A 14,084-nucleotide genomic window follows, 5' to 3' on the forward strand; every position below is an offset into this window, starting at 1 on the left:
GCCCGCGAACCCCGCCCTCACTTCTCCCAGAACGGCCGTACCTGCGCGAGGTCACGCAGCGCCGCCTGGCTGCGCGCCAGCTGCCGGCGCCGCCGGCGTTCCAGCCACGCCAGGGCGAAGGCGGCGGTCTCGTCGCCGGGCGCCAGGTCGGCGCAGGCCGCGACCGCCACCAGCGTGTCGTTGTAGCGGCCCAGCGCCTCCTGCGCCGGCGCGAGCGCCTCCAGGAACCGCGCCAGCCGGCGGCCGGGGAACAGCGGCGCCGCGCTCTCGGCCAGGTACCGCAGCCGCTTCAGGCGCTTGCGAACCCGGTGCTGCAGCGCGATGTCGAGCTTGCGCAGGCGGTGGCCGTCGTCCAGCACCTGGCGCCACAGCGCCTGCAGGCGCGGGCGCAGCGCGCGGCGCGGCGGGGTGTCGTACTCGTCGCCCGAGCCCAGGGCGTCGGCGCGGGCCAGCAGGGCGAGCAGGGCATCCTGGAACGCCGGGTCGCGGGCCGCCGCCTCGGCGGACGCGGCCTGCGGGGCCTCGGCGCCGCCGGCGGGCGCCTCGGGCACTTCGGGCTCGGGGAAGGAGAACGGCCTGCCGGCGGCAGCCTCGATCCGGTCCTGCAGGCCCCGCAGCACATGCTCGCGATCGCGCTGCGCGCCGAGGATGCGGAAGGACCTCGCCAGCACCTCCTCGTAGCGGCCGCCCTCGGCGGCCAGCGGCGGCCACTCGCGCAGCGCGGTGCGCAGGCGGCGCAGGCCGGTACGCAGCTGGTGCACAGGCTCCTCGTCGGGGCTGCCGGCGGCGACCGCGTCGGCATGGGCGATCACCTGGCCCAGGGCCGCCTCGAGCACGGCGGCAGCCGCGGCGCCGAGCCGGGCGTCCCGCGCATACGCCGGGGCGGCGCCCGGGGCCGGCGGCGCAGGGGCCAGGCCCTGCGCGAGCCGGTGGCCGCGCGCCGCCTTGCTGGCCAGGCTGATCCACAGCCCGTGGCGCTCGCGCCACTTGCGCGCCAGCTGCAGCAGGTCGCCGGTGCTGCCCTCGAGCAACTCGAACTCGATCTCGCGCACCGGCAGGCGCCGCGTCCCGGCGACCAGCTCGCCCTCGTCCAGCGCGATCTCGATGCGGCTGGCGCCTTCGGCGACCTCGCGCACCAGGCGCTCGACGCACACCTCGAAGACCGCCTCCAGCGGCGGCATCGCCTGCCGGGGCGCCAGCCCCAGCGCCTGGCGCAGCGCCGCGCGCACGGCGGGCCGGCGGTGGCGCGCCAGGTCCGGCGCGGGCGCCGGGCCGCCGGCCGGGGCCGCCAGCGCGAGGTTGTCCTCCAGCCGCGCCAGCAGGCCGGTGCCGCCGGCCTTGAGCGTCTGGACCCAGCGCTCGCCCTCGCGCCGCACGCGCAGGGCGATGCCGGCGGCTGCCAGCGCGCGGCCGGGGGTGTCGTGGTAAACCGCATGCAGCGGCAGCCGCCGGGACTGGGCCGGCCGCAGGGACTGGCGCACGCCCTCCCAGGCCTCGGGCGGGACGTGGAGCTTGACCTCCCGCTCGGTCGGCGCGGGGCCGGAGCCGGACGGGTCTCGGGGGTGTGCGGGCATCAGGCGTCCATTGTCGTCGCGGGAGCCCGGGCGCGGGGTCAGTCGTCGCGGCGCCGGGCCACCAGCCAGGTCGCGCCGATCGCGAAGAACGCCAGCAATGCCGCGATCACCCAGAACCCGTGCGCGTCGTCGGCCAGGGGGATGCCGCCCACGTTCATGCCGAACAGGCCGGCGACGATGTTGATCGGCACAGGGCCAGCACTGTCATCACGGTCAGCATGAACACACGATGTCGGTCAGCACGTCGCACTGCTCGTGCAGCAGGTGCTCCAGCAGCACCATCGGCGTGGCCAGCGGCTCGCCGCCCTTGATGCGGGTGCGCAGGGCGTCGATGGACCGCAGCCGCTGCTGCCGGCCGGTGACCACCAGGCCCCGGTCCAGGCAGACCCACAGCGTGGCCAGGTCGCCGGGGTCGTAGTCGAAGTCGAACATCACGTCGTTGACCACGGCCACCAGGCTGTCGGCGTCGCGCTCGACGCGGGTCGAGCGCACGGGGCTGCCCAGCGCCTCGAAGAAACCGTCCGAGACCCGGGCGTGGCGCTCCAGCCAGCGCGCGGCGCCGGCGTGGGCCAGATCGAAGTGCAGCCAGAGGAAGCCGCCGTCGGTACGCCCGTCCCGGCCCTGCGCCAGGCTGCGGGCGGCCCGCGCGGAGTCGATCGTCCGGGCCGGCTGGCCGGGGGCGAACGCGAAGCCGGTGATCAGCCCGGCCTCGTCAGCCCCCCACACCGGCCCGCAGGGCGTGGTGCGAAAGTCCACGGACGATCAGTACCGCTGGGGCACGTGCATCTCCGGCGGCACCGGGTGGCGCTCGTAGTCCTCGTGCCGCACCCGCTGGGGCAGCCGCACCTCGGGGTGGGGCACGTCGCCGTAGGGCACCTGCGCCAGCAGGTGGTCGATGCAGTTCAGGCGCGCCCTCTTCTTGTCGTCGGCCGGGACCACCCACCACGGCGCCTCGGCGATGTGGGTGCGCTCCAGCATGGTCTCCTTGGCGCGGGTGTAGTCCTCCCAGCGCCGGCGCGACTCCAGGTCCATGGGACTGAGCTTCCACTGCTTGAGGGGGTCGTGGATCCGGCTGAGGAAGCGCGAGTGCTGCTCCTCGTCCGAGATCGAGAACCAGTACTTCAGCAGCTGGATGCCCGCGCGCGCCAGCATGCGCTCGAACTCCGGCACCGAGCGGAAGAACTCCTCGTACTGGTCGTCGCTGCAGAAGCCCATGACCTTCTCGACGCCGGCGCGGTTGTACCAGCTGCGGTCGAACAGCACGATCTCGCCGGCCGCCGGCAGGTGCGTGGCGTAGCGCTGGAAGTACCACTGCGTGCGCTCGCGGTCGTTCGGGGCGGGCAGGGCGACCACGCGGCACACCCGCGGGTTCAGGCGCTGCGTGATGCGCTTGATCACGCCGCCCTTGCCGGCGGCGTCGCGGCCCTCGAACAGCACCACCATCTTGTGGCCGGTGGCCACCACCCAGTCCTGCAGGCGCACCAGCTCGCCCTGCAGGCGCAGCAGCTCGCGGAAGTAGGTGCGGCGCTCGCGCTTTTCCTCGGGACTGAGCGCGATCTCGTGGCCGTCCCTGTCGAACGGGCGGTCCTCCAGCTCGAGTTCGAGCTCCTCGTCGTAGCTGTCGATGATGTCGCGCCGGAGGCGGAAATCGGGGTCCAGGGCAGTCATGGCCGGATGCTGGCGGCGCTACGTGACGCCGCCGTGACGCCGCCAGCGCCCCCGGGAGGTCACCGAAATGACACGGGCCTGCCATGCCGGCGTCACGCGCGCCTCCCACACTGCCCGGCACAAACCCAGGAGGTGCAACGTGAAAGAACTCCCGACCCCGACGATGCCGCTGTCGCCGATCTCCCTGCCCCGGGGGTCACTTCACCGTGGCGATCGCCAGCAAGCTGCGGGGGGCCCTGGGGCGATTGCCGTGGCCTGGGCACGCCACCAGGACGAAGTCCGCGAGGCCCAGCGCCTGAGGTTCGACGTCTTCGCCGGCGAGATGGGCGCGCGCCTGAACACGCCGCAGGCCGGGCACGACATCGACCTGTTCGACGACTTCTGCGAGCACCTGCTGGTGCGCGACGAGGCCAGCGGCCAGGTGGTGGGCACCTACCGCGTCCTCACCCCGGCCCAGGCCCGCCGCGTCGGCGGCTTCTACAGCGACGGCGAGTTCGACCTCACCCGCCTGCGCGGCCTGCGCGGTCGCATGGTCGAACTCGGTCGCAGCTGCGTCCATCCCGACCACCGCCACGGCGGCGTGATCCTCGCCCTGTGGGGCGCGCTGGCCGAGTTCATGGTCCGCAACGACCTGGACACCATGATCGGCTGCGCCAGCATCCCCATGCTGCACGAGGGCGTGGTCAGCGGCGATATCGCGGCCAGCATCTGGAAGCAGGTGCAGCGCACCCACCTGGCGCCCATCGAGTATCACGTGCGACCGCGCCTGCCGCTGCCGGTGGACGACCTCGACGGCGACCTGCCGGTGGAGCCGCCCGCCCTGATCAAGGGCTACCTGCGCCTGGGCGCCAAGGTGCTGGGCGCGCCGGCCTGGGACCCGGACTTCAACACCGCGGACCTGCCGATGATGATGCGGATCGGCGACCTGCCGCCCCGTTACCGCAAGCACTTCCTGGGGCGCTGAGCATGCGCGCCGCCTTCGATGCCCTCGCTCCTTTCGCCGCGGGCATCGCGGCGGACGCGGGCGTTGACGCCGCCGGCCACGAACCGGAGCGCCGTCGCTTCCGCGCGGTCTTCATCTCCGACCTGCACCTGGGCACCCCCGGCTGCCAGGCGCAGGCGCTGCTGGCGTTCCTGAAGCACCACACCTGCGAGCACCTGTACCTGGTGGGCGACATCATCGACGGCTGGCAGCTGCGCCGGCGCTGGTACTGGCCCCAGGCCCACAACGACGTGGTGCAGAAGATCCTGCGCAGCGCCCGCAAGGGCACGCGGGTGGTCTACGTGCCCGGCAACCACGACGAATTCGCCCGCCAGTTCGCCGGCCACCCCTTCGGCGGCATCGAGCTGGCGGAGGAGGCCGTGCATGTCACCGCCGACGGCAAGCGGCTGTGGGTGATCCACGGCGACCTGTACGACGGCGTCGTGCAGTACGCCAGGTGGCTGGCCTACCTGGGCGACTCGCTCTACGAGCTGCTTCTCAAGCTCAATCGCCACCTGAATTCGCTGCGCGCCCGCCTCGGGCTGCCGTACTGGTCGATGTCGGCCTACCTGAAGCGCAAGGTCAAGGGCGCGGTCAGCTTCATCAGCGACTTCGAGTCCGCCGTCGCCCAGGAGGCGCGCCGGCGCGGGCACCAGGGCGTGGTCTGCGGCCACATCCACCATGCCGAGATGCGCGACATCGGCGGCATCCTGTACTGCAACGACGGCGACTGGGTCGAGAGCCGTTCGGCGCTGGTCGAACACCATGACGGCCGGCTCGAAATCGTCCACTGGAATTCCCCGGTGCACGCCGCGCCGGCCTGGCGCCCGCACGCGGAGGCGCAGCAGGAGGTCCACCCGTGAGGATCGCCCTGGTCACAGACGCCTGGCTGCCGCAGGTCAACGGCGTGGTGACCACGCTGGTCGAATTGCGCCGCGAGCTGGAGGCCGGGGGGCATGAGGTGCTGGTGGTCGAGCCGCGCCAGTTCCGCACCTGGCCCTGCCCGGGCTACCCCGGGATCGACCTGGCGCTGCGGCCGGGGCGGGCGCTGGCGCAGCGGCTGGACGCGTTCGCGCCCGACGCGATCCACCTGGCCACCGAGGGCCCCCTGGGCTGGGCCGCCCGCCGCTACTGCCTGCGCCGCGGCCTGGCGTTCACGACCGCCTTCCACACCAAGTTCCCGGAGATCCTGCAGGCGGCGCTGCGGGTGCCGCTGTCCTGGGGGTATGCGCTGTTCCGCCGCTTCCACCGGCCCTCCTGCGGCGTGATGGTGCCCACGCAGGGCGTGCTGCGGATGCTGGAGGCGCGCGGCTTCCGCAACCTGCGGACCTGGACGCATGGCGTCGACACCACCCAGTTCCGCTTCCAGCCGCAGCCGTGCGCCTTCGAGGCGCTGGAGGGCGTGGCCCGCCCGGTGAGCCTGTTCGTCGGCCGGGTCTCGTACGAGAAGAACATCGAGGCCTTCCTGCGCCTGCCCCTGCCCGGCACCAAGGTGGTGGCCGGCGTCGGGCCGCTGGAGGCGCGCCTGAAGGCCCGCCACCCGCAGGTGAAATGGGTCGGCGTGCTGGCGCGCGACGAGCTGGCACGCCTCTACGGCGCGGCGGACCTGTTCGTCTTTCCGAGCCGCAGCGACACCTTCGGCCTGGTGATGTGCGAGGCGATGGCCACCGGCACGCCGGTCGCGGCCTTCCCCGTGGACGGGCCCAACGAAGTGCTGGCGCGGCGCGACGCCAGCGGGCGCAGCCTCGGCGGGGTGATGGACGAGGACCTGGCCGAGGCCTGCCGGCAGGCCCTCACCGTGCGCCGCGCCGAGGCGCGCGCGCGCCATGGACTTCAGCTGGTCGCGGGCCGCGGGCCTGTTCACGTCGTTCCTGGTGCCGGCGCGTGGCGTGGCCGCCGCACCCGGGTCGTCAGGTGTCACCGGACTGTCACCAAACGCGTGAATAGTGTCACCATTGAGTCACGATAACGACATCACCCATGGACTCCCTCATCCCCGTCGCCGGGGGCACCGAGGAGGGTGCCCCGGTCCCGTTCCTGGACCGCGATCACAGCATCCTCGGCTTCAACGAGCGCGTGCTCGACTGGGCCCGCCGCCCCGGCGTGCCGCTGCTGGAGCGACTGCGCTACCTGACCATCGTCTCCTCCAACCTCGACGAGTTCTTCGAGGTGCGGGCGGCACCCCACCTGGCGGCCGCCAAGGCCGGTGACGCCAAGGGCGCCTACTCCATCGAGTCCTTCCACCGGCTCGCCGGCGCGGCGCACCGCCTCGTCGAGCGGCAGTACGCGCTGTACAACGACCACCTCATGCCGGCCCTGGCCAAGGCCTCGATGGCCATCGTCTCGCACGGCGAGCGCGACGCCGCCCAGCGCCGCTGGGTCGACGAGTACTTCGCCCGCGAGGTCCGGCCGCTCCTGATCCCGGTCGGCCTCGACCCCGCGCACCCGTTCCCGCTGGTGGCGAACAAGTCCCTGAACTTCATCGTCCGCCTCGGCGGCAAGGACGCCTTCGGCCGCGACAACGACATCGCGATCGTCAAGGTGCCGCGCGTGCTGCCTCGCCTGATCCGCATGCCGGCCCGCGTCTCCGGCGGGCGCACCCTGTTCGTGCTCCTGTCCAGCGTGATCCGCGCGCACCTGCAGGACCTGTTCCCCGGCCGCGAGGTCTCCCAGTTCTCGCAGTTCCGCGTCACGCGCCACTCCGACCTCGCGGTCGACGAGGAGGAGGTGAGCAACCTGCGGACCGCGCTGCGCATGGGGCTGCAGCAGCGGCACTACGGCCAGGCCGTGCGGCTGGAGGTCTCGTCCGGATGCTCCGAGCACCTGGAGGGCCTGCTGCGCGAGCACTTCGAGCTGCCGCACGAGGCGGTGTACCGCGTGCCGGGCCCGGTGAACCTCGTGCGCCTGCAGCAGATGATCGACCTGGCCAACGCGCCGCAGCTGCTGTTCCCGCCCTACAAGCCCTCGTATCCGCACCAGTTGGTGACGGGGCACTCGATCTTCGAGCGCCTGCGGCAGGGGGATGTCCTGATCCACCAGCCCTTCGAGAGTTTCGACGGCGTGCTCGACTTCCTGCGAGAGGCGGTCGACGACCCGCAGGTGCTGGCGATCAAGCAGACGATCTACCGCACCGGTTCGGACTCCGCCATGATGGACCTGCTGCGCGAGGCGGTCCGCAAGGGCAAGGAGGTCACCGCGGTCGTGGAGCTGAAGGCGCGCTTCGACGAGGAGGCCAACATCAACTGGGCGGAGAAGCTCGAGTCCATCGGCGCGCAGGTGGTGTACGGCATCGTGGGCCTCAAGACCCACGCCAAGATGCTGCTGGTCACGCGCCGCGAGGGGCGCCAGCTCGTTCGCTACGGCCACCTGTCCACCGGCAACTACAACCCGCGCACGGCCCGCCTGTACACCGACCTGAGCCACCTCACGGCCGACCCCAGGCTCACCGCCGACATGGACAGCGTCTTCACCCACCTGGCCAGCCAGGTCCGGGTGCCCCGGCTGAACCGCATGCTGATGGCGCCGTTCCAGCTGCATGCCCGCCTGATCGAGAAGATGGACGCGCTGGCGCAGGCCGCGCGCCAGGGCGTGAAGGGCCGCATCGTCCTGAAGATGAACGCCCTGACCGACGAGCCGCTGATGCACGCGCTGGTGCGCGCCGGGGCTGCGGGCGTGAAGATTGACCTGGTCGTGCGCGGCGCGTGCATGCTGCCGGCCGGCGTCGCCGGCGTGACCGACAACATCCGGGTACGCTCGGTGATCGGGCGCTTCCTCGAGCACACGCGGGTGTTCTACTTCCGCAGCGGCGAGGACGAGGCGCTGTACCTCTCGAGTGCCGACTGGATGAACCGCAACATGCTGCGCCGCATCGAACTCGCCTGGCCGGTCGAGGACCCGGCGCTGCGCCAGCGCATCATCGACGAGTGCCTGGTCGCCTACCTCCACGACGGGCGTGATGCCTGGGACCTGATGCCCGACGGCCGCTATTACCGCGCCGAGGGCGCCGAGCGCGCTGGCAGCCACGGCGCGCAGGACGCGCTGATGGCGCGCTACGCCGGCCGCGACGCGGTCGCGCCCGGCGGCGGGAGCCGTTGATGGACCTGGTCCTGTGGCGCCACGCCGAAGCCGAGGACGCGCCGCCGGGCGGCGATGACCTGGCGCGCGCGCTGACGGCGCGCGGCGAGCGCGATGCGGTCCGCATGGGCCAGTGGCTCGACGGCAAGTTGCCCGAGACCGCGCGCGTCCTGTGCAGCCCGGCCCGCCGCTGCGAACAGACGGCCTTGGCGCTGGGCCGCAAGTACAGGCTCCGCCCCGAACTGGCGCCGGACGCCGAGCCCCACGCCCTGCTCGAGGCGGCGCAGTGGCCGGCCTCGCGCCTGCCGGTGCTGCTGGTGGGGCACCAGCCGACCCTCGGGCGTGTCATCGCCCAGGTGCTCGGGATCCAGGCCGGCGGCTGCGCCGTGCGCAAGGGGGCGGCCTGGTGGCTGCGCGCCCGCGAGCGCGACGGGCAGCTGCAGGTGGTGGTCGTGGCGGTGATGCCGCCCGACCTGGCCTGAGGCAGCGGCCCCCCGCAGGGGGCCGAAGCGGCCGCTCAGGCCTTCGCCGGGCGGCCGGTCTTGATCGCCGGCACGGCCTTGACGGCCGCCAGGAACGCGGCGTCGCCCATCGCGGCCAGCGCCATCAGGCCGGCGCGCAGCAGCTCGCTCTTCTTGGCCGGGGCGCCGGCCTTGGCGGCGCGCTGCTTGAGGCCGTCGAGGGCTTCGTACTCCGGCTTGGGGATGGTGAAGCTGTCACGCACCATCTTCGGCTTGCGCGGCTTGTCGGCCTTTTCCAGCTTCACGGGCTTGGGGGCCTTGGGCGTCTTGGGGGCCTTGCCGTCTTTCGCGGACTTCGCCGGGGCCTTCACGGCCTTCGCGGGCGCCTTGGCGGCCTTGGCCTTGCCGGTGGCGGGCTTGCCGGCAGCCACGGGCTTGGCCGGTGCGGCGGCCGCTGGCGCGGGGGCAGCCAGGGCGGCTGCGGCGGCCGGGGCCTTGGCGGGCAGGGTGGCCGGCTTGACCTCGGCCTTCGCCTTGGCGACGGGCTTGCGGGAAGGTGCCTTCTTGGCGACGGTGGTCACGGTGAGTCGCTCCTCTCTTTGAAAACGGTATATACAGTTTATACCGTTTCAGGCGATCACTCCACCAGGCTGAACCGCCACGACGCCTTCTGCCAGGACTGCATCTCCTCGCGCAGCAGGTGCGCCGACTGCGGGTAGCTCGCGGCCCAGCCGGGCGGCAGGCGCAGCGACATGGCCTGCCCGGCGCGTTCCAGCTGCAGGCCCTCCAGGTTCGGCTCGCGCCGCGCGTGGCACAGGATCACCGCCAGGCGCAGGCACAGCAGCTGGTGCACCAGCACCTCGTCGTCGAACGCCGCCTCGAGCTTGCGCAGCTTGCCGCGGTGCCCCAGCACCAGCAGGCCGAGCCGGTGCAGCTCGGTCTGCGCGAAGCCCGGTGCGTCGGCGTGGTCGAGGATGTAGGCGCCGTGCTTGTGGTAGCTCTCGTGCGCGATGCGCATGCCGATCTCGTGCAGCTGCGCCGCCCAGGACAGCTTGTGCTTCTGGCGCTCGTGCTCCTCGGACGGGGCCTCGTCCGCGCGCAGCTGCCCGAACAGGTGGCAGGCCACCTGGCCCACGCGCCGGGCCTGGGCCGCGTCCACGTTGAAGCGGGTGGCGAGCCGGTTCACGGTGGCCGAGCGCAGGTCGCCCTGCAGGTGCTCCCGGTCCAGGAGGTCGTACAGCACGCCGTGTCGCAGCGCGCCCTGGGCCACATGCATGGTGTCGATCTGCAGCAGGTCGAACACGGCCATCAGCACGCTGATGCCGCCGCCGATCACGGGACGGCGGTCCTCCTTCAGCCCCTCGATCTGCAGGCGGTCGGCGCGGCGCGCGGTCAGCAGCCGGGCGCGCAGCCACTCCAGCGCCTCGCGGGAGACCGTGCCGGCGTCCCAGCCCGTGGCGGCGAGCACGTCGCCCACCGCGCCGATGGTGCCGGACGAGCCGTACGCCCGGTCCCAGCCCTCGCGGGGATAGGCCGACAGCGCCTCGTCGAGCACCGCCTTGGCCGCCACCTCGGCGCGCTCGAACGCGGCCTCGGTGAATTCGCCCTTCGGGAAGTACTTCTGGGACCAGGCCACGCTGCCGACGCGGTAGCTCTCCATGACCCGCGCGTCGTAACCCTGGCCCAGGATCATCTCGGTGGAGCGGCCGCCGATGTCGACCACCAGGCGGCGCTCGTCGGACTGGGGCAGCAGGTGGGTGACGCCCTGGAAGATCAGGCGGGCCTCCTCGCGGCCGGCGATGACGTCGATGGGAAAGCCCAGGAGCGGGTGGGCCCCGGCCAGGAACTCGCCGGCATTGCGGGCCTCGCGCAGGGTCTGGGTCGCCACCGCGCGGACCTGGCGGCGCTTGAAGCCGGCCAGCCTCTCGCCGAAACGGGCCAGGCAGTCCCAGCCGCGGCGCATGGCGTCCTCGGTGAGGTTGCGCGAATCGTCGAGCCCGCCGCCCTGGCGCACGGTTTCCTTCAGGTATTCGATGCGACGAATCTGGCCGTCCTCGTAGCGGCCGATCTCCAGTCGGTAGCTGTTGGATCCTAGGTCGATGGCAGCAAGCAGCGTTCCGTTTTCCATACGAATTTCTTATCTTTCCCCGGGCCGGGTCGAAGTGGGCCCTCGCCGGAAGGCAATGGTGTGACGAGTTTATTGCGCCGGTATGACGGATCCAGACCCGCCGGGTGCGCCTGCGATTTGTCACATGTCTGTCATTTGCCCTGCCTAGACTGCAACCCGTCACGCACCACCCCCCGTGTGGCACGCATTCCCAACCAAGGATGGATCCCATGAACCTGAATCGTCGCTCGGCCGCCGTCGGCCTCATCTCCCTGTCGTTCGCCGGCCTCGCCTTCGCCCAGGAAGTCACCGGTGCCGGCGCCTCGTTTCCGGCGCCCCTGTATGCCAAGTGGGCTGCCGACTACAACAAGGCCACGGGCGTGAGGGTCAACTACCAGTCCGTCGGCTCGGGCGCCGGCATCAAGCAGATCGATGCCAAGACCGTCGCCTTCGGCGCCTCCGACATGCCCCTGGCCGACGAGGAGCTGGCCAAGAAGGGCCAGATCCAGTTCCCCACCGTCATCGGCGGCGTGATTCCCGTGATCAACATCCAGGGCATCGCCGCCGGCCAGCTGCGCCTGAGCGGCCCGGTCCTGGCCGACATCTACCTGGGCAAGATCGCCAAGTGGAATGACGCCGCCATCAAGGCCCTGAACCCCAGCCTGAACCTGCCCGACGCCGCCATCGCCCCGGTGCGCCGCGCCGACGGCTCCGGCACCAGCTTCATCTTCACCAACTACCTGTCCAAGGTCAGCCCCGAGTGGAAGTCCAAGGTCGGCGAGGGCACCGCGGTGAACTGGCCCACCGGCACGGGTGGCAAGGGCAACGAGGGCGTGGCCGCCTTCGTGGGCCGCCTGCCCAACTCGATCGGCTACGTCGAGTACGCCTACGTCAAGCAGAACAAGATGAACTACGCCCAGATGCAGAACGCCGCGGGCAAGTTCGTGAACCCGGACGACAGCGCCTTCAAGGCCGCCGCCGCCGGCGCCAACTGGGCCAAGAGCTTCTACCAGATCCTGACCAACCAGCCGGGCGACCAGTCCTGGCCCATGACCGGCGCCACCTTCATCCTGATGCACAAGTCGCAGGACAAGCCGGCCGAGGCCGCCACCGCCCTGAAGTTCTTCGACTGGGCCTACAAGAACGGCGACAAGGTCGCCGACGACCTGGACTACGTGCCGATGCCGGCCGCCGTCAAGCAGCAGATCGAGAAGCTGTGGGCCACTGAAATCAAGGACGCCTCCGGCAAGCCGATCGCCTTCCGCTGACCCGTCGCGGCGCCCTGCGGGGCGCCGCCCGGCCCGCCGCGCATGTTGTCTTGAGGAGCCTCATGTCTTCTACACTGCCAGCCCATGAGGCTACTTTCGACCTGACCGCCGTGAACCAGCCGTCTGACCGCCAGGGCATGTCCCCTTCACCCCGTTCGGCCGGCCACGGCCCGCTCCTGGATCGCCTGTTCGGGTGGGGCGCCAAGGGCGCCGCCCTCCTGACCCTGGGCCTGCTCCTGGCCATCCTCGGATCCCTGGTCGTCGGCGCCTGGCCGGCGATCGACCGTTACGGCCTGGGCTTCCTGGCCAGTTCGACCTGGGACCCGGTGGCCGACCAGTACGGCGGCCTGGTGATGATCTACGGCACCCTGGTCACGTCGGTGATCGCCCTGGTGATCGCCGTGCCGGTCAGCTTCGGCATCGCGCTGTTCCTGACCGAGCTGTCGCCGGCCTGGCTCAAGCGCCCGCTGGGGACCGCCATAGAACTGCTCGCCGCCGTGCCCTCCATCGTGTACGGCATGTGGGGCCTGCTGGTGTTCGGCCCCATCCTGGCCACCTGGGTGCAGCAGCCGCTGCAGAAGGCCCTGGCCGGCGTGCCGGTGCTCGGCGCCCTGGTCTCCGGCCCGCCCGTGGGCATCGGCGTGCTGTCGGCCGGCATCATCCTGGCCATCATGATCATCCCCTTCATCGCCGCGGTCATGCGCGACGTGTTCGAGGTGACGCCGTCGCTCCTGAAGGAGTCGGCCTACGGCCTGGGCTGCACCACCTGGGAGGTGATGTTCAAGGTCGTCCTGCCCTACACCAAGGGCGGCGTCATCGGCGGCATCATGCTCGGCCTGGGACGCGCCCTCGGCGAGACCATGGCCGTCACCTTCGTGATCGGCAACTTCAACCAGCTCGACTCGCTGAGCCTGTTCGCCCCCGCCAACAGCATCACCTCGGCGCTGGCCAACGAATTCGCCGAGGCTTCCTCGGAAATGCACCAGGCTGCCCTGATCTACCTGGGCCTGGTCCTGTTCTTCATCACCCTCGTGGTGCTCGCACTGTCCAAGCTGCTGCTGGCACGACTCAAGAAGAGCGAAGGTCGCAAATCGTGAACGACATCCGCCTGGCCAAGTTCGGCCGCCGCAAGACGGTCAATGCCGTCGCCCTGACCCTGTCCATGGCGGCCATGGCCTTCGGCCTGTTCTGGCTGATCTGGATCCTGATCGAGACCGTGCGCCTGGGCGTCGGCGGCCTGACCCTGGCCACGCTGACCCAGATGACCCCGGCGCCCAACGAGCCCGGCGGCATCGCCAACGCCATCTACGGCTCGCTGCTGATGGTGGTGCTGGCCACCGTGGTGGCCACCCCAGTGGGCATCATGGCCGGCGTCTACCTCGTCGAGTACGACGCCAAGGGCTGGCTCGGCTCGACCACCCGCTTCGTCAACGACATCCTGCTGTCCGCCCCCTCGATCGTGATCGGCCTGTTCGTCTACGCCGTCGTGGTCGCCCGCTTCAAGCAGTTCTCGGGCTATGCCGGCATCTGCGCCCTGGCGCTGATCGTGGTGCCGGTGGTGATCCGCACCACCGAGAACATGCTGACGCTGGTGCCCTCCGGCTTGCGCGAGGCCGCCTACGCCCTGGGCACGCCCAAGTGGAAGGTGATCACCTCCATCACCCTGCGGGCCGCCCGTGCCGGCGTGGTGACCGGCGTGCTGCTGGCCGTGGCCCGCATCTCCGGCGAGACCGCGCCGCTGCTGTTCACCGCCCTGAACAACCAGTTCTGGACGTCCAACCTCTCCGAGCCGATGGCCTCGCTGCCGGTGACCATCTTCAAGTTCGCCATGAGCCCCTACGAGAACTGGCAGCAACTGGCCTGGGCCGGCGTCTTCCTGATCACCATTGCCGTACTGGGCCTGAACATCCTGGCCCGCGTGCTGACCCGCCACAAGAACTGACAAAGGCC

13 protein-coding genes and 1 pseudogene are annotated in these 14,084 nt (G+C 71.4%); 8 read left to right on the top strand and 6 right to left on the bottom strand.

Annotated elements, in window-relative coordinates:
- Positions 1-17 precede the first annotated feature (17 nt).
- The 4 genes from ACFQZY_RS12705 to ppk2 are packed head-to-tail and all read right to left on the bottom strand — an operon-like array spanning position 18 to position 3,242.
- Complete coding sequence (locus ACFQZY_RS12705) at positions 18-1,574, bottom strand: CYTH and CHAD domain-containing protein (protein ID WP_377416276.1); 1,557 nt, start codon at positions 1,572-1,574, stop codon at positions 18-20.
- Between the two features lie 38 nt (positions 1,575-1,612).
- Positions 1,613-1,765: a CorA family divalent cation transporter gene (locus ACFQZY_RS12710; RefSeq protein ID WP_377416278.1), complete on the bottom strand. Its 153-nt coding sequence runs from the start codon at positions 1,763-1,765 to the stop codon at positions 1,613-1,615.
- 22 nt (positions 1,766-1,787) lie between these two features.
- Positions 1,788-2,330 (bottom strand): CorA family divalent cation transporter, encoded by a 543-nt coding sequence (locus tag ACFQZY_RS12715; protein WP_377416280.1) that lies wholly within the window; start codon positions 2,328-2,330, stop codon positions 1,788-1,790.
- 6 nt (positions 2,331-2,336) lie between these two features.
- Complete coding sequence (gene ppk2 / locus ACFQZY_RS12720; protein WP_377416282.1) at positions 2,337-3,242, bottom strand: polyphosphate kinase 2; 906 nt, start codon at positions 3,240-3,242, stop codon at positions 2,337-2,339.
- A 139-nt stretch (positions 3,243-3,381) separates the two neighbouring features.
- Here ppk2 and ACFQZY_RS12725 point away from each other — a divergent pair, with 139 nt between their 5' ends.
- The 5 genes and pseudogenes from ACFQZY_RS12725 (at position 3,382) to ACFQZY_RS12745 (ending at position 8,780) form a co-directional block, all read left to right on the top strand.
- Complete coding sequence (locus ACFQZY_RS12725) at positions 3,382-4,206, top strand: GNAT family N-acetyltransferase (RefSeq protein ID WP_377416284.1); 825 nt, start codon at positions 3,382-3,384, stop codon at positions 4,204-4,206.
- A gap of 2 nt (positions 4,207-4,208) precedes the next feature.
- Entirely contained in the window at positions 4,209-5,087 is an 879-nt protein-coding gene (locus ACFQZY_RS12730; protein WP_377416286.1) for a UDP-2,3-diacylglucosamine diphosphatase, read from the top strand.
- A pseudogene (locus ACFQZY_RS12735) lies at positions 5,084-6,167 on the top strand (glycosyltransferase family 4 protein). Before ACFQZY_RS12730 ends, ACFQZY_RS12735 begins: the two are co-directional and overlap by 4 nt.
- A 37-nt stretch (positions 6,168-6,204) precedes the next feature.
- Positions 6,205-8,319, top strand: coding sequence for a polyphosphate kinase 1 (gene ppk1, locus ACFQZY_RS12740; RefSeq protein WP_377416288.1), 2,115 nt, complete (start codon positions 6,205-6,207; stop codon positions 8,317-8,319).
- The gene (locus tag ACFQZY_RS12745; RefSeq protein ID WP_377416290.1) at positions 8,319-8,780 is read left to right on the top strand and encodes a SixA phosphatase family protein; all 462 of its coding nucleotides are present in this window, start codon (positions 8,319-8,321) and stop codon (positions 8,778-8,780) included. Before ppk1 ends, ACFQZY_RS12745 begins: the two co-directional genes overlap by 1 nt.
- 35 nt (positions 8,781-8,815) lie before the next feature.
- Here the strand turns inward: ACFQZY_RS12745 and ACFQZY_RS12750 are convergent, their stop codons facing one another.
- A complete protein-coding gene (locus ACFQZY_RS12750; RefSeq protein ID WP_377416292.1) occupies positions 8,816-9,340 on the bottom strand; it encodes a hypothetical protein in 525 nt (174 codons plus the stop codon).
- A 56-nt stretch (positions 9,341-9,396) separates the two neighbouring features.
- Complete coding sequence (locus ACFQZY_RS12755) at positions 9,397-10,887, bottom strand: exopolyphosphatase (RefSeq protein WP_377416294.1); 1,491 nt, start codon at positions 10,885-10,887, stop codon at positions 9,397-9,399.
- A 209-nt stretch (positions 10,888-11,096) separates the two neighbouring features.
- Between ACFQZY_RS12755 and pstS the strand changes: the two genes are divergently transcribed.
- The 3 genes from pstS to pstA all read left to right on the top strand — a co-directional run bounded on the left by pstS (position 11,097) and on the right by pstA (position 14,076).
- On the top strand, positions 11,097-12,134 hold the full coding sequence (pstS, locus tag ACFQZY_RS12760; protein WP_377416296.1) for a phosphate ABC transporter substrate-binding protein PstS: 1,038 nt from the start codon (positions 11,097-11,099) through the stop codon (positions 12,132-12,134).
- Between the two features lie 62 nt (positions 12,135-12,196).
- Positions 12,197-13,231, top strand: coding sequence for a phosphate ABC transporter permease subunit PstC (gene pstC / locus ACFQZY_RS12765; protein ID WP_377416298.1), 1,035 nt, complete (start codon positions 12,197-12,199; stop codon positions 13,229-13,231).
- Positions 13,228-14,076: a phosphate ABC transporter permease PstA gene (gene pstA, locus ACFQZY_RS12770; protein WP_377416300.1), complete on the top strand. Its 849-nt coding sequence runs from the start codon at positions 13,228-13,230 to the stop codon at positions 14,074-14,076. The genes pstC and pstA overlap by 4 nt, the downstream gene beginning before the upstream one ends.
- Positions 14,077-14,084: the final 8 nt, after the last annotated feature.

This window comes from Ramlibacter sp. GCM10027632, assembly GCF_042675325.1.
Classification (GTDB): Bacteria; Pseudomonadota; Gammaproteobacteria; order Burkholderiales; family Burkholderiaceae_C; genus Ramlibacter.